Origin of the sequence: Pseudomonas fildesensis (assembly GCF_001050345.1) — a bacterium.
GTDB lineage: Bacteria > Pseudomonadota > Gammaproteobacteria > Pseudomonadales > Pseudomonadaceae > Aquipseudomonas > Aquipseudomonas fildesensis.
Genome location: NZ_LFMW01000007.1, coordinates 111,852 through 129,143 on the forward strand (window position 1 = coordinate 111,852; position 17,292 = coordinate 129,143).

Here is a 17,292-nt window from a genome sequence, read left to right on the forward strand (position 1 = left end):
ATTCCAATGCCGCCTGGCAACTGAACCTCCATGGCCCGAAGCGACGCATCCTTGAAAAACTCTGGGAGGGACTATAGCCAGCAGGGGGTACCGCTTGATCCCTCTAAAGTGTGATTTGCATCACCAACCCGTCTGCCACAGCCCTTTCGCCATGTCGGCGAAGGCCGACGCGGGAAGGATGGCTGAAAATTGGCAAATCACAAGTAAAGGCTTGAAGTAGAGCATTGCCGTGCTATTTGGGCACGGCAAATCAGCTCAGAGGGTCGACAGGAAGGTGCTGTTGTTGGCTTGCCATTCGATGATGTCAACGCGGATACGTTTTTTGTCGAGTTTTCCTACACTGGTCTTGGGAATTTCAGTAACAACGGCGATCTGGCTCGGAATCGCCCACTTGCTCAAATGGCCCAATTCAACGAACGGCTTGAGGTGTTCCTTGAGCTCACGGGCTCCTATCACATGGCCATCACGCACTACCAGCAAGGCAAACGGGCGCTCGCCCCACTGCGGGTCGGCGATGCCCACCACCGCTACTTCGCGTACCGCCGGGTGGCGGCTGACCAGGTCTTCGAGGGCCAGGGAGGAAATCCACTCGCCACCGGTCTTGATCACATCCTTGATGCGGTCGCGAATATCGATCACGCCGAAGGCATCCAGCGTGGCCACGTCGCCGGTGTGCATCCAGCCGCCTTCCCACAACTCGGCGCCCTTTTGCGGCTCTTTGTAATAGCCCTCGGTCAGCCACGGCGCGCGTAGCACCAGTTCGCCCTGGGACTCGCCATCGGCGGGCAGGAAATTGCCGTCGCCGTCGATGATCGCTGCCTCCACCAGCGGTCCAGGCACGCCGGCCTTGATGCGGTAAGTGGTGCGTTCGTCCTCGGTGCCCGCCATCAACTCTTCGTTGAGGTGGGCGCAAGAAACCAGCGGCCCGGTCTCGGACATGCCATACGCGGCGGTCAGCTGAATACCACGCGCCTTGGACGCTTCATACAGCGAGCGATTGAGGGCGCTGCCGCCGATGACGATTTTCCAGCCGCCAAAATCCACGTCCTGGGCGGCCTTGGCGTTGAGCACCATTTGCAGGATGGTCGGCACGCAGTGTGAAAAGGTGACCTTCTCCTTGCGCCACAACTCCACCAGGTATTCCGGGTCGTAACGGCCGGGGTAGACCTGTTTCAGCCCGAGCATAGTCGCCACATACGGCAGGCCCCAGGCGTGTACGTGGAACATCGGCGTGATCGGCATATACACGTCGTTGGTGCCCAGCAGCCGCACGCTGTCGATGCTGCCCATGATGGTCGCCACGCCGATGGTGTGCAGCACCAGTTGGCGATGGGTGAAGTACACGCCCTTGGGATTGCCGGTGGTGCCGGTGGTGTAGAAGGTAGTGGCGACGGAATTTTCGTCAAAATCCTGGAAGTCGTACTTCGGGCTGGCCGCGGCCAGCAGGGTTTCGTACTCGCCCACCAGGTTGGGTAGCTCGGCGGTCTTGGAGTCGCCGTCGGTGAGCAGCAGGGTCTTGTCGACAGTGGTGAGTTGCCCGGCGATCGCCTGGTAGAGCCCCACGAACTCGCTGTTGACCAGCACAAAGCGGTCCTCGGCATGGTTCATGGTGTAGAGAATCTGTTCCGGCGACAGGCGCACGTTGATGGTGTGGATCACCGCGCCGATCATCGGGATAGCAAACATGCATTCCAGGTAACGATGACTGTCCCAATCCATCACCGCCACGGTGTCACCGGCCTTGACCCCGGCTTCGGTGAGCACATTGGCCAGGCGCGCGACCCGCTCGATCAGCGTCGGGTAGGTGTAGCGCAGTTTGTCGCGATAGACGATTTCCCGGGTCTTCTCGTAACGGGTCCCGGACATCAACAGGCGCTTGATCAACAGCGGGTATTGGTAAGCACCTTCGGCGGGGGGGATAACACGGGTCTGCAACATACGAATCCCTTTTTATGACTGCACGGTCTTGGCTTGAAGACCTGCACTGTAGAGACGTTATGTTTCAGCCAAATCAGCCAAAGGAATGATTTGCAGAGCCCAGTGAATGCTAGCTTTGCGCCAGTATTCGGCTTATTTCATGCTGGTAAACGCCAGTTTCACGCCGATGGCAATCAGGACCGCCCCCATGGTCCGATCAAACCAATGCCCCATCCGCGCAAAACCTGCACGCACCCGCTGCTGGCTGAACAACATCGCCACCAGGCAGAACCACAACGCCGTCGCCACCGCCAGGTACACGCCGTAACCAGCCTGGATCGCCAGCGGCGTGTGCGGGTTGATCACTACGGTAAACAGCGACAGGAAGAACAGCGTGGCCTTGGGGTTCAAGCCGTTGGTCACGAAGCCCGCGGTAAACGCGCCGCGAGGAGTGCGTTCGCCCACTTCGCGGTGCAATTCGCCTTCTACGGCAGGCTTGGCCGGCTGCGCGCGCAGGGCTTTGAAGCCGATGTACAGCAGGTACGCGGCCGCCGCCCATTTCAGCGCGTTGAACAGCACGATGGACTGGGACACGATCAGGCCGATGCCCAGCAGCGAATAACCCACATGCAGGAAAATCGCCGAGCCCACGCCCAGTGCGGTCCAGGTGCCGGCGCGGCGGCCATGGGTCACGCTTTCACGTACTACTACCGCGAAATCCGGGCCGGGGCTGGCCACCGCCAACAAGTGAATCAGGGCTACTGTCAAAAACTCGGCGGCGTACATACTCACTCCATTAAGTAACGGATTATTTCATCTGATAGGCTCGGCAGGTTACGCCTTCGAACCCTGTCGCAAAAGGTACAGTTGATGACGAACAATCGCCGCGCCGTCTTCCTTGATCACCCGTCCCTGGACCTGGGGGACCTTGACCTCAGCGAGTTGCGCAACAGCTTCAGCGACCTGCAACTGTTTGAGCAGACCACGCCGCAGAATGTGGTCGAACGCCTGCAAGGCGCCCAGGTGGCGATCAGCAACAAGATCGCGCTCAACACCGAAACCCTGGCGGCCTGCCCGGAACTCAAGCTGATTCTGGTGTCCGCCACCGGCACCAACAACGTCGACCTCGAAGCCGCCCGCGCACATGGCATCACCGTGAGCAACTGCCAGGGCTACGGCACGCCGTCGGTGGCGCAGCACACCATTATGCTGTTGCTCAACCTGGCGACGCGTTTGAAGGATTATCAGCGGGACGTGAGCGCCGGTAAGTGGCAAGAAGCAAAGCAGTTCTGCCTGCTGGACCACCCCATCGTCGAACTGGAAGGCAAAACCCTCGGCCTGCTGGGCCATGGCGAACTGGGCAGTGCCGTCGCGCGCCTGGCCGAAGCCTTCGGTATGCGCGTGCTACTCGGCGCGATTCCCGGGCGCCCTGCCCGTGCCGACCGTGTGCCGCTGGATGAATTGCTGGCGCAGGTTGACGCGTTGACGTTGCACTGCCCGCTCAACGAGCACACCCGCGACTTTATCGGCGCCCGCGAACTGGCGCTGCTCAAGCCCAACGCATTTATCGTCAACACCGCACGCGGTGGTTTGATCAACGAACAGGCCCTGGCCGACGCCTTGCGCAGCGGCCATTTGGGCGGCGCGGCTACCGATGTGCTGAGTGTGGAGCCGCCCGTGAACGGCAACCCGCTGCTGGCCGGCGACATTCCTCGACTGATCGTCACGCCCCACAACGCCTGGGGCAGCCGTGAAGCACGGCAGCGGATCGTCGGCCAACTGGCTGAAAACGCTCGGGGCTTTTTCAGTGGCGCCCCGCTGCGCGTCGTCAGTTGATAAACTGCGCCCCTTTTCAAGGAGCAGACCATGGATCCGCGCAGTGAAGTACTGCTTCGTCAGGCCGAACTTTTTCAAGGCAACCTGTTGCTGGTGGGCTTGCCGGCCGACGACCTGCTCGGTCGCCTGCCCAACGCCCACGGCTGGTGCTGGCATGCCGGTGACCAGGCTGCGCTCGAGGCACGTTTCCCCGAGCGCAGCCAGTTCGGCGTGAATGTGCCGGAGCGTGAGTTCGATGCGGCAGTGATCTTCCTGCCCAAGTCCAAGGACCTCACCGACTACCTGCTCAACGCCGTGGCCGCGCGCCTGCCCGGCGTCGAGCTGTTTCTGGTAGGGGAGAAAAAAGGCGGTATCGAAAGCGCCGCCAAGCAGATGATACCGTTCGGGAAACCGCGCAAGCTCGATAACGCGCGGCATTGCCAGCTGTGGCAAGTCACCGTGGCCAACGCCCCGCAAGCGGTCGAGCTGGAGAGCCTCGCCCAGGCGTTCGAGGTGCCGCTGGCCGAAGGGCCGCTGAAGGTGGTGAGCCTGCCCGGCGTGTTCAGCCACGGTCGCCTGGATCGCGGCACCGAGTTGCTGCTGGAGCATCTGGACAAACTGCCGAGCGGCCATCTGCTGGACTTCGGCTGTGGCGCCGGCGTACTGGGCGCAGCGGTGAAACGTCGCTACCCACACAACACAGTGACGATGCTGGATGTCGACGCGTTTGCCGCCGCCAGCAGCCGCCTGACCCTGGCCGCGAATGGCCTGGAAGCCGAGGTATTGACCGGTGACGGCATCGACGCCGCGCCGATGGGTTTGAATGCAATTTTGAGCAACCCGCCGTTCCATGTCGGCGTGCATACCGATTATTTCGCTACCGAGAACCTGCTGCGAAAAGCGGCGAAACACCTGGCAAAAGGCGGCGAACTTCGCCTGGTCGCCAACAGCTTCCTGAAGTACCAGCCGCTGATCGAAGAGCACTTGGGTGTGTGTGCGGTCAAGGCCGAAGGCAATGGTTTTCGCATTTACCGTGCCAAGCGCGGCTGAGGGTGTTTGAAAAAGAAGGCTTGCCGAATGGATTTTGCCTAGGCAGAATCCGCTCCGTCCTAGGGGAGTAGTCTCCCACGAGCCCCACGCTCGTCCGGCATACGTCAACATACTTGGTCAACAGACCATGGCGTATGCGACCCAGGAGTCCGCACAGACGGACCGGGGTTTGACAAGACCTATGACACGAACACCTTACCCGGGGCGGGAAGGCTGTACGTGTCATAGCCGTGTCGACCCGCCCCTGGAAACCTACCTGATGCTGGATTCACTACTCGTTCCTACCGCAATCGTTGCCTTGGCCGAAATCGGCGACAAGACGCAACTGCTCGCGCTCATTCTCGCTGCTCGCTTTCGCAAGCCCTGGCCGATCATCGCCGGCATCGTTGCCGCGACCCTGGCCAACCATGCGGCCGCCGGTGCCGTGGGTGCCTGGTTTGGCAGTTTCTTCTCGGATGCGGTGTTGCACTGGATCCTCGCGGCGAGCTTCTGCGCCACCGCGTTGTGGACCCTGGTACCGGACAAACTTGACGATGACGAGGCCAGCACCACGCGCAAGTTCGGGCCGTTCCTGACCACGCTGATTGCGTTCTTCCTGGCGGAAATCGGTGACAAGACACAGATCGCCACGGTGATGCTCGCGGCGCAGTACCCGGAGTTGTGGCTGGTGATTATCGGCACCACGCTGGGCATGCTGATTGCCAACGTGCCGGTGGTATTGGCGGGGAATTTCGCGGCGGAAAAACTACCGTTGACGCTGATTCGTCGACTGGCGGCCACGGCGTTTTTTGTACTGGCGATCGTGGCTGTCTACAAAGCCATGCAAAGCAGCGGCTGGATCTAGCCCAATGATCGTTCCCACGCTCTGCGTGGGAATGCCGCCCTGGAAGCTCTGCGTCTGCCCTTGAAAGCGCGACGCAGAGCGTCACTGGATGCATTCCCACGCAGAGCGTGGGAACGATCAGGGTCTCAGGATTTCTTGGCCTGCTGGTAGAGCGGCATCACCTTCGGAATCGCCGCCTGCAACGAGGCGATCCGGCTATCGGAGGCTGGGTGAGTGCTCATGAACTCCGGTGGCGCGCCTTCCGAAGCCTTGGCCATCTTGTTCCACAACGTGATCGCCGCGTTCGGGTTGTAGCCGGCACGTGCCGACAGTTCCAGGCCGATCAGGTCCGCTTCGTTTTCATTGCTGCGACTGTTGGGCAAGGTCATGCCGTAGTTGGCCACGGTATCGGCCAGCGCCAGGCTGTCCTGACCCAGGCCGAACAATGCACCCGCGCCCTGCTTGGCCATCTCGATGCCGTAGGCCTTGGACATGGCTTCACGGCCATGCTCACGCAAGGCGTGGGCGATTTCATGGCCCATCACCGCCGCCAATTCGTCATCGGTGAGCTTGAGGTTGTCGATCAACGCGCTGTACACGAAGATCTTGCCGCCAGGCCCGCAGTTGGCGTTCATCTCATCGCTCTTGATCAGGTTCACTTCCCACTTCCACTGCGCCGCGTCGGGACGGAACGTGGGCGCCTGGGCGATCAAGCGGTTGGCGATGGCCTGCACGCGCTTGGCGTTGGCGCTGGTCTTGTCCAACATACCTTTGCCACTGGCCTCCCCCAGGGTCTGCTGGTAGGACTGGGCATACATCTGGTCAACTTCCTGACTCGACAGCATGCTGAACATGTACTGCTTGCGCTCCACCCCAACGGCGCCGCCGCTGGTGGTGTTGACCGACTGACACCCGGCCAGCAGCATTGCTGCTGCCAATACACTTACGGCCAATGATTTTTTCATCACCAAACTCTCCCTGAAAAGATGCCCTGAAAAGACGCCTTGAAAACATGGCGCGTATCGTAGGCGGTGATGTGTATCTGCGCCAGATACAACAGACGTGCAACCGCTAAATTTCGGATACATCCCACAGGACCTGGCAAGGTTTAAGCCGGGGTCAGGCACTCCGGCCCATTGAGCTTGGGATCATTGACCATATTGGCCAGGACCCGCTCGCGCAACGCGATGGGCTCACCGGCCAACAGGCCCTGCAACACATGCAGCGGCGTCTCAGGATTAAGCCAGGCCTCTTGGCCCACCACATCCAGAATCAACGGCCGCCGCTGACTCTGCGCTGCCTGGGTCACCACCGCGGTGCTCAGCCACACCTGTTCCTGCACCGGATACGCTTCCCAGATCGCCGCAAAAAACAGGGTCGAGCCCTCCCCTGGCGTCAGCCAGTACGGGCGCTTGCGCTGGGTGCCGCGCCATTCGTAAAAACCATTGGCCGGCAGCAGGCAACGGCGCTGGCGAAAGGCCTCACGAAACATCGGTTGCTCGGCGAGGGTTTCCGCACGGGCATGCGCCGGGGTGCGGGAAAGGTCCGTCAGCCACGGTGGCGTCAGGCCCCAGCGGGCCCGCGCGAGGGTGCGCTGGCCGTCGGTGACGCGCTGGATCAGCACCGAATCAGTCGGGGAGATGTTCCACTGGGCCTGCTGATCGGCCGGAAAGCCCGGCAAGGCAGCAAAAGTAGGGTTCCAGCGAAACAGGGCATAACGTCCACACATGGGGCAACACGACTCTTGGATAAACCGACCGACAGCCTAACAGACCAACACGTCAGGGAAGCTGTCGGGTTCTTCGCCGGGCAACGGCTGCGCACCGTTGTAGGCGGTAATCAGCTCGCGGGCATACGCTGCCTGGTCGTTATCCACCTCCAGCCCCAACAAGCCGAAGATCGGCAACTCGCCGGTACCACCAAGTAAATGGCGCCCCACCAAGTGCGCGTCGATACCCTCGCTGGCGAGCATCTGCTGGAGCAACTCGCCTTCCATCAGGTTTTCCGGTTCATAGATTCGCTGCATGGGCGTACCTGTTATTCGTTCTCGCCGCGCACGTAGAGCATCCATTCGTCTTCGTGCACCTGCAGGTCGAAATTAATCGGCCGGCAACATACCGGACAGTCTTCTATATATTCCTGATCGCCACCGGACAGGTCCAGCAACGCCGTGACCACCTCTCCACAATAAGGACATTCGTACGACTCCTCTTCCATCGCGGTCTCCCAGGTGACTTGTGCGTATAATCGCCGGTCTATTAGCAGGGCTATTCGCGTCTGCGCCGTTTGTTCAGACCGCGCCCTGACTTTTTTCGATCCAAACCTTTACTTACCCTAGCCGTTTCTAACAAGAGAGCATGATGGGCCAATTCGATACCATCCGACCTTACAACGACAGCGAAGTCCCGGCAGTGCTGGACCGGCTGTTCAGTGACAAGGCCTTTCTGGACATCCTGACCCACTTTCGCTTCCCGCGCTTCGCCGGCGCCCTGGGCTGGCTGCTTAAGCCGATGATCGCGCGCAAGCTGCGCCGCGAGTTTGCCGGCGTCACCACCGTGGCCACGCTGCAGGACAAAGTCGAGTACTACGTCGACCACACGATTGATCGGGCGACCGACGGCGTGACCTATACCGGTGTAGAACAGCTCAAGTCGGGCACCGCCTACGTATTCCTGGCCAACCATCGCGATATCGTGATGGACCCGGCCTTCGTCAACTACGCCGTCTACCACGCCGGCCTGCCGACGCCGCGCATCGCCATTGGCGACAACCTGCTGCAAAAGCCGTTTGTAAGCGACCTGATGCGCTTGAACAAGAGCTTTATCGTGCACCGCTCGATCACCGGGCGAAAGGAGAAGATGGCGGCGTATAACCTGCTGTCGGCCTACATCAACCATTCGATCCGCAACGACTGCCAGTCGATCTGGATCGCCCAGGCAGAAGGCCGCGCCAAGGATGGGGATGACCGCACCGAATCAGCGATCCTCAAGATGTTCCACGTCAGCCGCAAGGATGAGCCGTTTGCCGAGGTGATCCAGTCGCTGAACCTGACGCCGGTGTCCATCAGCTACGAGTACGACCCTTGCGATTCAGCCAAGGCGCGCGAGCTGTACATCCGCGCCACGACCGGCATCTATACCAAGGCACCGGGCGAAGACGATGTGAGCATTGCGCTGGGCATTACCGGCTACAAGGGCCGGGTCCACATCAACTTTGCGCCGCCGATCACCGAGCGCTTCGAAGACACCAAGGTGCTGGCCGTGGAAATGGACCGGCAGATTCTCGGCGGTTACCGGTTGTTCCCGGTGCATTACCTGGCGTATGAACAGTGGAGCGATGCCGACCCGCAACTGCAGGTACCGAAGGCGGCTGACGTATTCCCGGCCAATGAGCTGGTCAAGGCGAAGGCAGAGTGGGAACGACGCCTGAACGAATCCCCGGCCGAACACCGGCCGTTCCTGGTGGTGCAATATGCAACGCCAGTGCGCAACCAGTATCGGGTAAAGGCAGGAATTCCGCTGTAAACGTGCGGTGCTCTTAAAGGCGGGTGCTGAGCCAGGACATGGCCAGCGCCAGCCCGAGGCAGGCAAACCCAATGCGGTAAGCCAAACGATGCGACCGTTCGGTGCGCACATCCAGAAACAACATCGGTTGGTCGATCGCGCGATTTTCGCTTTGCGCGGCAAGTTCGGCCATCGCGCGTTGTTCGCGAAGGCGGGTGATAAACAGCAGCGCTGCACCCGGGCAGGCCACCAATAGGGCAAGAGCGTTAATCAGCAGTGCGGGCAGCGCCATCGCAAACCTCGGTGAATCAGCCTCCGGGTATCGGTTCAGATACACACCTGAACGATAGTCGCCTCCTGCGCCTGAAATGTTCCATTCCCCATGGACGGCTAATGTATCCAGTAATTTACAGCGTCACCTGAACGTCACCTTAACAAGCCACTCTGTTGCCCTTCAAACGCTCGGGAGCTTGTCATGTTGCACGCGCAAAACCAGGATCGGCTGTATCTGATCGTCCAAAGTGATGAGCAAGAGGCGCTGATCGGCGGCCTGGCGTTCAATGTGCAGGATCGCCACTGGTTGGTGTATTGCGCTCTGGGCGGGCACCAGCATGCGGACTTGCCGGAAACCGATTTGCTGACGGGAGTGAGCCTGCTGGACTTCTGTATCGACACCGCAGCGTAAAATTTGCAGACACAAAAAAACCGGGCTCATCGCTGAGCCCGGTTTTTTATCGGCGCTTATTGCGCGCTGAGCAATTGGCCGATGCTTGGATCCTTGAACAGGCGGGTCAGGGCGTCACTCAGTACGTCGCTGACCAGCTTGGTGTTGGTTTCCTGGTTCGGCGACATGCCGAAGCGCTGATTCAGGGACGCGCCGTAGCGGCCGCTGTAGCGACGAGTGCCTGCCGAAACGTCGGACTTGAAGGTCGCGCCGATGGAAGCCTCGGTCACATACAGGCCGTCTTTGGGCGACTGGTATTTCAGTTCGGCCAGGGTGATGGTCAGCTGAGGGGCGCCCGGCGAGTTGGCCGGGGTGAAGCCCAGCAGGCGCACGGCGGCTTCAGCCTGCGCTTGCAGCTTGGGCAGTACGTCGGCAGCGTTCACCGACACCAGGGCAGTCTCCGGGTACAGGCCGCCACGGGAGCCCAGGGTAGGCGACGGACGACCATCGACCACGCGCACCGACACCGGCTGGCCATGACCCACTGGCGCCAGTTGCGTGGTGATCTTCGGTTGCGGGCTCAGTTGTTGCGGGCTGTTGGCGCAGCCAACCAGGGCCAAACTGGTCACAGTGATCAAACCGAACAACAGGCGTTGCAACATACTCATTTCTCCAGGACTGGGTGCAGACAGGCCGCCAGTATAACGGTGCACGCGCGACACTCACCAGCAATCCTGAACGCGGCCTGAAGTGCGGGTGAAATTACAATTTCGCATAAATTCGTCATTCGAATGTCATGGCAGACTGGCAACCTTCAAGCATGTAACGCAACCGGTACACAGCCATGCGCCTTCTTAAATCGTTGTTCATGCCACACGCCCGTCATCGCCACTTCGCCCTGCTCGATGCCAATGGCCATTGCCTGGCGTTCAAAGAGTGCTGCCTGCCGCCTGTCGGCGAAGGCTGGGTGGAAGTCGCGGAGATTCGCCTGAGCTGGATGCACCGCCCGCTGCCTGCCAGCGCACGGGTCAGCCCACAGGTTATGCACGCACATACCCGGCATGCGTTGGCCTCCTGACTGCAGCACTAATAAAAGTCATAAAACACGCCCATTTCCTTGGCGTTCTTCGCTACAATCTCCCCCCGATTATAAGGACGTCTCCTGATCGGGCCTCGCAGCATCGTTAATGCCTCGGTATTAGCCCCCAGATCGCCCACAGAGAGCCGCCCACACAGATCGAGTGAAGCTGGCGCGCTTGCTGTTTTTTTGCAAACCACCCTCCTTTACCGAATCTGCCAGAGCTGCCATTGCGCTCGGCCACTTGAGTTGTTTGCCCGTTTTGCCGTGTAACGGCAAGGTTTTCGGGCCAGGTGCCAGGCTGGGGCAGCCCTTTTTTGAGGTTCACGTCTTCAAAAGAGCGTGAAAAAACGGGTTTTCACAACTTCACAAGAGTGTGGCGAGCAAATGAATAGTTTGGCGTTTGTACAAGCACCATCAGCGTCTGGAACAGCCCAACCATACAGGACCGAGTACTCCTCAAAAACCGGAGCTTGAGCCTGTCCGCTACGGATTGATTGCACGAATCGCACGCGTTGACCATAAGTCGAATTGCCACAGGCGCCCATGAATGCGTTCATAGGCAGATTAGGCCCGGCAGGAAGCGTGCGCTGAAGTTGCAAAGAATTGCGAATCGGACATGGCGATCCTGGCCATGGGTAACCTGGGGCAACACGTGAACCGCCCCGTCACTCCTGGCAGCCATGCCGACAATTTGGTGCTGCAGATTTTGGAGACGCGTTAAATGGCGCATAACGAAGCAGTCGACGTAGTACTGGTAGGGGCCGGCATCATGAGCGCCACCCTGGCCGTACTGCTCAAGGAGCTCGACCCCGGCCTCAAGCTGGAAGTCGTTGAGCTGATGGATTCGGGTGCCGCGGAGAGTTCCAACCCGTGGAACAACGCCGGTACCGGCCACGCCGGGCTGTGTGAGCTGAACTACACACCCCAGGCCACCGATGGCTCCATCGACATCAAGAAAGCCGTGCACATCAACACCCAGTTCGAGGTGTCGAAGCAGTTTTGGGCGTACCTGACCAAAAAAGGCACCTTTGGCTCGTCCAAGTCCTTTATCAGCCCGGTACCGCACCTGAGCTTCGTGCAGGGCGAAAAAGGTGTGTCGTTCCTCAAGAAGCGCTTTGAAACCCTCAGCCAGCACCATGCGTTTTCGGACATGCACTACACCGAAGACCGCAGCGAGATGGCCGAGTGGATGCCACTGATGATGCCTGGTCGCCCGCTCGAAGAGAAAATCGCTGCCACCCGCGTAATGAACGGCACCGACGTCAACTTCGGCGCCCTGACCAATCAACTGCTCGGCCACCTGACCAGCTCGGCAGACGCCCAGGTCAAGTACAGCAAGCGCGTGACCGGCCTCAAGCGTAACGGTGCCGGCTGGACCGTGAGCATCAAGGACGTCAACAGCGGCAACAGCCGTGACGTGGACGCCAAGTTCGTCTTCCTCGGCGCCGGCGGCGCGGCCCTGCCACTGCTGCAAGCCTCGGGTATTGAAGAAAGCAAAGGCTTTGGCGGCTTCCCGGTCAGCGGCCAGTGGCTGCGTTGCGATAACCCGGAAGTGGTCAAGCACCACCAGGCGAAGGTCTACAGCCAGGCGGCAGTGGGTTCGCCACCGATGTCGGTGCCGCACCTGGACACCCGCGTTGTCGACGGCAAGAAGTCCCTGCTGTTCGGGCCTTACGCCGGCTTCACCACCAAGTTCCTCAAGCACGGCTCATTCCTCGACCTGCCACTGTCGATTCGCGCTGGCAACATCGGCCCGATGCTGGCCGTGGCCCGCGACAACATGGACCTGACCAAGTACCTGGTCAGCGAAGTCCGTCAGTCGATGGAGCAGCGCCTGGAATCCCTGCGCCGTTTCTACCCGCAAGCGAAAGCCGAAGACTGGCGCCTGGAAGTGGCCGGCCAACGGGTGCAGATCATCAAGAAAGACCCGAAAAAAGGCGGCGTGCTGCAATTCGGCACCGAGCTGGTCGCAGCCAAAGACGGTTCGCTGGCGGCGCTACTGGGCGCTTCACCGGGCGCTTCGGTGACTGTTTCGATCATGCTGGAACTGATCGAGCGCTGCTTCCCGCAGAAGACTGCCGGCGAGTGGGCGGCCAAGCTGCACGAGATCTTCCCGGCGCGGGAAAAGATTCTGGAGACCGATGCCGAGCTGTACCGCAAGATCAACACGCAGAACAACATCAGCCTGGAATTGGTTGAGCAGAGCAGCGAGACCGAAAGCTACGCTTAAGGCCTCGAGATAAAAAAGCCCCGCTTCTCGATCTGAGAAGCGGGGCTTTTTTTCGCCTGCGATCAGCCGCGGGCGTTATCGATCAGCTCAATGTACTCGGCGGCGTTGCGCTGGTCCTTGATCAGGTCGACAAAGGTCTGGCCATGCTCGTCCTTGCCGTCGAGGTCCAGGCCGGCTTCCTTGAAGAAGCCCAGGAAGCGCTCGAAGTCGTCGATACGTAGGCCACGGTAGGCCTTGGTCAGCTTGTGCAGGGACGGTGAAGTCGCGTCGACCGGCTCGAAGTCCAGGAACAACTTGATTTGATCGTCGCCGATCTCGTCACCAATCACCTGTTTCTTATCTTTACGCATTACCGACTCCAGCCTGCAGACATTTACACGGGGGGTTGAAGTCTACCTGCGAGGCGCCGGCTTCGAAAGCACTGAGAAACACTGTGGGAGGGGGCTTGCTCCCGATGGCGGTGTGTCAGTCGACATCTAATTGACTGATCCACCGCCATCGGGAGCAAGCCCCCTCCCACATTGGGCTAGTTAGTGTTCTTGTTACCGCGCTCGGACCGCACCGGTATGCAAATCCGCCCAGATATGCCCGTTGGCATAGCTTAGGAACTGCACATACACCGTGTCATTGCGCAGCAGGTCGACGATCACGCGGTATTGGGCCACCGGGTACGACAAGGTCAGGGTCTTGCTTTTGTCATCGTAGGCCGGCTTTTTCAGGCTTTTGCTTTCGGCGTCGAAGTTGAGCACCACCTGGGCGATGGTCGCGCCTTTGCTAAGGGACTTGCCCTTGAGGCGAATCATCAACGGCGAGGTGACCGGGATCGGTTGCTGGCTGGATTGACGCTGGTTGCCCACCACCACCGCGTATTCGGTGACTTGCAGCAGTTGTTGCTGGTCGGGGACTTCGGCGCGCAGGGTCAGGTCGTCCGGCGGCAGGAATTGGCTATGCATCGGTGCAGGGGCAGCAGCCAGAGGCAGACTGAGGGTCAACGCCAGGGCAGCGCAGGTGCGTATCAACAGGCTCATGGGCCGCTCCGTGAGAGATGGCCCAGCACTGTAGCTCAATCGAACTGGGCAAGCATCCAGCGCTGATACTCGGCCACTTCGGCATCGCCTTCGCGCGGCGCCCAACTGGCCAGCTCGCCCTCACCCACCGGGCGATACGGCCCGGCCTTGCATTCGAACATCAGGGTGTCGGGTTCCAGCACCACCAGGCCATGAAAAACGCCCGGCGGTAAATCGACGCCCTGGCACTCGCCGCCCGCCTGCAACACACGCTTGGTAAGCACTTCACCGGTCTCGTTGAAGATCAGCAGGCCCAGGCTTCCCTTGAGCACCAGCAGGGTTTCCGCCTTGTCGGTGCTCAGGTGTCGATGGGGTGGCACATACGTGCTGGGTTGCAAACCCACAGCCATGCGATGGCACGGCTCTTCCATCTGATGGAAGTTGTAGTGGTGCCGCCCACGAGGGCTGGCGGCCGCTTTCTCGGCCAACTCGGCAAACAGCGTCTGATCAAGAAAGCGGGTCATGCATTACATCCCTTTAACGGCGTAGATCCCATTGGCGTTGCGCCAGTAGCCTTTGTAGTCCATGCCGTAACCGAAGATATAACGGTCGATGCACGGCAAGCCGACAAAATCGGCTTTCAACTCAGGACGCGCCTTGCGGTCGTGGTCTTTGTCGATTAGCACGGCGGTGTGCACTTTGCGCGCGCCGGCGTGTTTGCAGAAGTCGATGATCGCACCCAGGGTGTGGCCTTCGTCGAGGATGTCGTCGACGATCAGCACGTCGCGGTCGATGAACGAGACTTCCGGCTTGGCCTTCCAGAACAGGTCGCCGCCGGTGGTTTCGTTGCGATAGCGGGTGGCGTGCAGGTAGGACGCTTCCAGCGGGAATTGCAGGTGGGTCAGCAGTTTGCCGGCGAAAATCAGGCCACCGTTCATCACGCAGAAGACCACCGGGTTGGTGTCGGCCATTTCGCGGGAGATGTGTGCGCCAACCTTGGCGATCGCTTCTTCGACTTGCGCTTCGGTGTACAGGCAGTCAGCCTCGCGCATGATTTGACGGATATGCTCGAGATCAGCGGACATGGCGCTCTCCAAGGGGTGCTGTGGCAAGAAAAGCGGGCAAAGGTACGCATGTGAGGCGCAACGTTCAAGCCTTAATGGACTAACGTACTAGATGTCTATAGGACAACACCCTCGGATAGATTAATCTAGGCCGGTTTTTTTGCCCGCCGCCGGAGCCTTTCCCATGCCCATTCGCGAGATCCGCCACCCGCTGATCCGACACAAACTCGGCCTTATGCGCCGTGCCGACATTAGCACGAAGAATTTCCGTGAGCTTGCTCAGGAAGTCGGAGCGTTGCTCACTTACGAAGCCACCAAAGATTTGCCCCTGGAGAGCTACGAGATCCCAGGCTGGGCCGGGCCCGTCCAGGTCGAGAAAATCGCCGGCAAGAAGATTACCGTGGTGCCGATCCTGCGGGCCGGTATCGGCATGCTCGAAGGCGTACTCAGCCTGATCCCGGGCGCCAAGGTCAGCGCTGTTGGCGTGGCACGCAACGAAGAAACCCTGCAGGCCCACACCTACCTGGAAAAACTGGTGCCGGAAATCAACGAGCGCCTGGCGATGATCATCGACCCGATGCTCGCCACCGGCAGCTCCATGGTTGCCACCATCGACCTGCTGAAAAAAGCCGGTTGCAAGGACATCCGCGCCATGGTGCTGGTCGCCGCACCCGAAGGCATCGCTGCCGTCGAGAAGGCTCACCCGGACGTGCTGATCTACACCGCGTCCATCGACGAACGCCTGAACGAACACGGCTACATCATCCCGGGCCTGGGCGATGCCGGCGACAAGATCTTCGGTACCAAGCAGAAGGACGCGTGAGCATGCAGGATGAGTTCAACGACCCGCTTTGGCGCCAGATCCTGTCTGGCGCACAAATGCTCTTCGTGGCATTTGGCGCGCTGGTGTTGATGCCACTGATCACAGGTCTTGATCCAAACGTCGCACTGTTCACCGCAGGCCTGGGAACGCTGTTGTTCCAGGTGGTGACCGGGCGGCAGGTGCCGGTGTTCCTGGCGTCGAGCTTTGCGTTTATCACCCCGATCATTCTCGCCAAGGGCCAGTTCGGCCTCGCGGCGACCATGGGCGGCGTGATGGCGGCCGGTTTTGTTTATACGTTCTTGGGCTTGGCGGTGAAGATCAAGGGCACCGGTTTCATCGACCGGCTGCTGCCGCCCGTGGTGATCGGGCCGGTGATTATTTCCATCGGCCTGGCCATGGCGCCGATAGCCGCCAACATGGCCATGGGTAAATCCGGCGATGGCGCCGAGCTGATTCATTACCAGACGGCGATGCTGATCTCGATGCCCGCCTTACTGACCACACTGATCGTGGCCGTGTTCGGCAAAGGCATTTTCCGCCTGGTGCCGATCATCTCCGGCGTGCTGGTGGGGTTTGCCATGGCGTTCTACTTTGGCGTGGTCGACACTGCGAAGATCGCCGCAGCGCCCTGGTTCGCCATCCCCCACTTCACCGCGCCGGAATTTAACTGGCAGGCGATCCTGTTTATCGTCCCGGTGGCCCTGGCCCCGGCGATCGAGCATATCGGCGGTGTGATTGCGGTGGGCAGCGTGACCGGTCGCGACTACCTGAAGAAGCCTGGCCTGCACCGCACATTGCTGGGTGACGGCATTGCCACCACGGCTGCCGGCCTGTTTGGCGGCCCGCCGAACACCACTTACGCCGAAGTGACGGGCGCAGTGATGCTGACCAAGAACTACAACCCGAAAATCATGACCTGGGCGGCAGTGTTTGCCATCAGCCTGGCGTTTGTCGGCAAGTTCGGTGCGCTACTTCAAAGCATTCCGGTGCCGGTGATGGGCGGGATTCTGTGCCTGCTGTTCGGCTCGATTGCCGCGGTAGGGATGAATACGTTGATTCGCCACAAGATCGACCTGGGCGAAGCGCGCAATCTGGTGATTGTGTCGGTGACCCTGGTGTTCGGGATTGGCGGTGTGCTGGTCGGCACCGGCACTGGCCCGGATGACTTTGGCCTGAAGGGCATCGCCCTATGTGCAGTGGTAGCGATTGGTTTGAACCTGCTGCTGCCGGGCAATGACGGCTGGAAGAACAAGAAGCCTGACGAGCCTCTGCTCTAAAACGATCCTTCCCACGCGGAGCGTGGGAAGGATCAACG

21 protein-coding genes and 1 riboswitch are annotated in these 17,292 nt (G+C 60.3%); of the genes, 9 read left to right on the forward strand and 12 right to left on the reverse strand.

What is annotated here, in order from left to right:
- Window positions 1-255 precede the first annotated feature (255 nt).
- On the reverse strand, window positions 256-1,938 hold the full coding sequence (locus tag ACR52_RS10945; RefSeq protein ID WP_048723894.1) for a fatty acid--CoA ligase: 1,683 nt from the start codon (window positions 1,936-1,938) through the stop codon (window positions 256-258).
- A 132-nt stretch (window positions 1,939-2,070) separates the two neighbouring features.
- Window positions 2,071-2,703: a LysE family translocator gene (locus ACR52_RS10950; protein WP_048723895.1), complete on the reverse strand. Its 633-nt coding sequence runs from the start codon at window positions 2,701-2,703 to the stop codon at window positions 2,071-2,073.
- 84 nt (window positions 2,704-2,787) lie between these two features.
- Between ACR52_RS10950 and ACR52_RS10955 the strand changes: the two genes are divergently transcribed.
- The 3 genes from ACR52_RS10955 (at window position 2,788) to ACR52_RS10965 (ending at window position 5,626) form a co-directional block, all read left to right on the forward strand.
- On the forward strand, window positions 2,788-3,753 hold the full coding sequence (locus ACR52_RS10955) for a 2-hydroxyacid dehydrogenase (RefSeq protein ID WP_048723897.1): 966 nt from the start codon (window positions 2,788-2,790) through the stop codon (window positions 3,751-3,753).
- Window positions 3,754-3,783: 30 nt separating this feature from the next.
- Window positions 3,784-4,782, forward strand: a complete 999-nt coding sequence (locus ACR52_RS10960; RefSeq protein WP_048723898.1) for a class I SAM-dependent methyltransferase — start codon at window positions 3,784-3,786, stop codon at window positions 4,780-4,782.
- A gap of 49 nt (window positions 4,783-4,831) precedes the next feature.
- Window positions 4,832-4,953, forward strand: a riboswitch (yybP-ykoY riboswitch).
- Window positions 4,954-5,041: 88 nt separating this feature from the next.
- Window positions 5,042-5,626 (forward strand): TMEM165/GDT1 family protein, encoded by a 585-nt coding sequence (locus tag ACR52_RS10965; RefSeq protein ID WP_005784895.1) that lies wholly within the window; start codon window positions 5,042-5,044, stop codon window positions 5,624-5,626.
- Between the two features lie 125 nt (window positions 5,627-5,751).
- Here the strand turns inward: ACR52_RS10965 and ACR52_RS10970 are convergent, their stop codons facing one another.
- The 4 genes from ACR52_RS10970 to ACR52_RS10985 form a co-directional block, all read right to left on the reverse strand.
- Window positions 5,752-6,570, reverse strand: coding sequence for a M48 family metallopeptidase (locus ACR52_RS10970; protein WP_048723900.1), 819 nt, complete (start codon window positions 6,568-6,570; stop codon window positions 5,752-5,754).
- A 143-nt stretch (window positions 6,571-6,713) separates the two neighbouring features.
- The gene (locus tag ACR52_RS10975) at window positions 6,714-7,334 is read right to left on the reverse strand and encodes an SOS response-associated peptidase (RefSeq protein WP_048723902.1); all 621 of its coding nucleotides are present in this window, start codon (window positions 7,332-7,334) and stop codon (window positions 6,714-6,716) included.
- Window positions 7,335-7,370: 36 nt separating this feature from the next.
- Complete coding sequence (locus ACR52_RS10980; protein ID WP_048723906.1) at window positions 7,371-7,631, reverse strand: putative signal transducing protein; 261 nt, start codon at window positions 7,629-7,631, stop codon at window positions 7,371-7,373.
- Between the two features lie 11 nt (window positions 7,632-7,642).
- Window positions 7,643-7,822 carry a CPXCG motif-containing cysteine-rich protein gene (locus ACR52_RS10985; RefSeq protein WP_048723908.1) on the reverse strand — a complete coding sequence of 60 codons (180 nt, stop codon included), beginning with the start codon at window positions 7,820-7,822 and terminating at the stop codon, window positions 7,643-7,645.
- Between the two features lie 143 nt (window positions 7,823-7,965).
- On the opposite strand from ACR52_RS10985, the gene ACR52_RS10990 reads away from it, so the two are divergent.
- Window positions 7,966-9,129: a 1-acyl-sn-glycerol-3-phosphate acyltransferase gene (locus ACR52_RS10990; RefSeq protein ID WP_173439229.1), complete on the forward strand. Its 1,164-nt coding sequence runs from the start codon at window positions 7,966-7,968 to the stop codon at window positions 9,127-9,129.
- A gap of 13 nt (window positions 9,130-9,142) precedes the next feature.
- Here ACR52_RS10990 and ACR52_RS10995 read toward each other — a convergent pair whose 3' ends face one another.
- Entirely contained in the window at window positions 9,143-9,400 is a 258-nt protein-coding gene (locus ACR52_RS10995; RefSeq protein ID WP_048723914.1) for a hypothetical protein, read from the reverse strand.
- A gap of 183 nt (window positions 9,401-9,583) precedes the next feature.
- Between ACR52_RS10995 and ACR52_RS11000 the strand changes: the two genes are divergently transcribed.
- Window positions 9,584-9,793: a hypothetical protein gene (locus ACR52_RS11000; protein WP_048723915.1), complete on the forward strand. Its 210-nt coding sequence runs from the start codon at window positions 9,584-9,586 to the stop codon at window positions 9,791-9,793.
- Between the two features lie 56 nt (window positions 9,794-9,849).
- On the opposite strand, the gene ACR52_RS11005 is transcribed toward ACR52_RS11000, so the two are convergent.
- A complete protein-coding gene (locus ACR52_RS11005) occupies window positions 9,850-10,434 on the reverse strand; it encodes a YajG family lipoprotein (RefSeq protein ID WP_048723917.1) in 585 nt (194 codons plus the stop codon).
- A gap of 182 nt (window positions 10,435-10,616) precedes the next feature.
- Here ACR52_RS11005 and ACR52_RS11010 point away from each other — a divergent pair, with 182 nt between their 5' ends.
- On the forward strand, window positions 10,617-10,850 hold the full coding sequence (locus ACR52_RS11010; RefSeq protein ID WP_048723919.1) for a hypothetical protein: 234 nt from the start codon (window positions 10,617-10,619) through the stop codon (window positions 10,848-10,850).
- 724 nt (window positions 10,851-11,574) lie between these two features.
- Complete coding sequence (gene mqo, locus ACR52_RS11015; RefSeq protein WP_048723921.1) at window positions 11,575-13,083, forward strand: malate dehydrogenase (quinone); 1,509 nt, start codon at window positions 11,575-11,577, stop codon at window positions 13,081-13,083.
- A gap of 62 nt (window positions 13,084-13,145) precedes the next feature.
- On the opposite strand, the gene ACR52_RS11020 is transcribed toward mqo, so the two are convergent.
- The 4 genes from ACR52_RS11020 to ACR52_RS11035 form a co-directional block, all read right to left on the reverse strand.
- Window positions 13,146-13,433 (reverse strand): PA4642 family protein, encoded by a 288-nt coding sequence (locus ACR52_RS11020; RefSeq protein WP_048723922.1) that lies wholly within the window; start codon window positions 13,431-13,433, stop codon window positions 13,146-13,148.
- A gap of 192 nt (window positions 13,434-13,625) precedes the next feature.
- The gene (locus ACR52_RS11025) at window positions 13,626-14,111 is read right to left on the reverse strand and encodes a hypothetical protein (protein ID WP_048723924.1); all 486 of its coding nucleotides are present in this window, start codon (window positions 14,109-14,111) and stop codon (window positions 13,626-13,628) included.
- 35 nt (window positions 14,112-14,146) lie between these two features.
- Window positions 14,147-14,614, reverse strand: a complete 468-nt coding sequence (locus ACR52_RS11030; RefSeq protein WP_048723926.1) for a WbuC family cupin fold metalloprotein — start codon at window positions 14,612-14,614, stop codon at window positions 14,147-14,149.
- Window positions 14,615-14,617: 3 nt separating this feature from the next.
- Window positions 14,618-15,175, reverse strand: coding sequence for a hypoxanthine-guanine phosphoribosyltransferase (locus ACR52_RS11035; RefSeq protein WP_048723929.1), 558 nt, complete (start codon window positions 15,173-15,175; stop codon window positions 14,618-14,620).
- Window positions 15,176-15,338: 163 nt separating this feature from the next.
- Between ACR52_RS11035 and upp the strand changes: the two genes are divergently transcribed.
- Both upp and ACR52_RS11045 read left to right on the forward strand, forming a co-directional pair.
- The gene (gene upp / locus ACR52_RS11040) at window positions 15,339-15,977 is read left to right on the forward strand and encodes a uracil phosphoribosyltransferase (RefSeq protein WP_048723931.1); all 639 of its coding nucleotides are present in this window, start codon (window positions 15,339-15,341) and stop codon (window positions 15,975-15,977) included.
- Between the two features lie 2 nt (window positions 15,978-15,979).
- A complete protein-coding gene (locus tag ACR52_RS11045) occupies window positions 15,980-17,254 on the forward strand; it encodes a uracil-xanthine permease family protein (RefSeq protein WP_048723932.1) in 1,275 nt (424 codons plus the stop codon).
- Window positions 17,255-17,292: the final 38 nt, after the last annotated feature.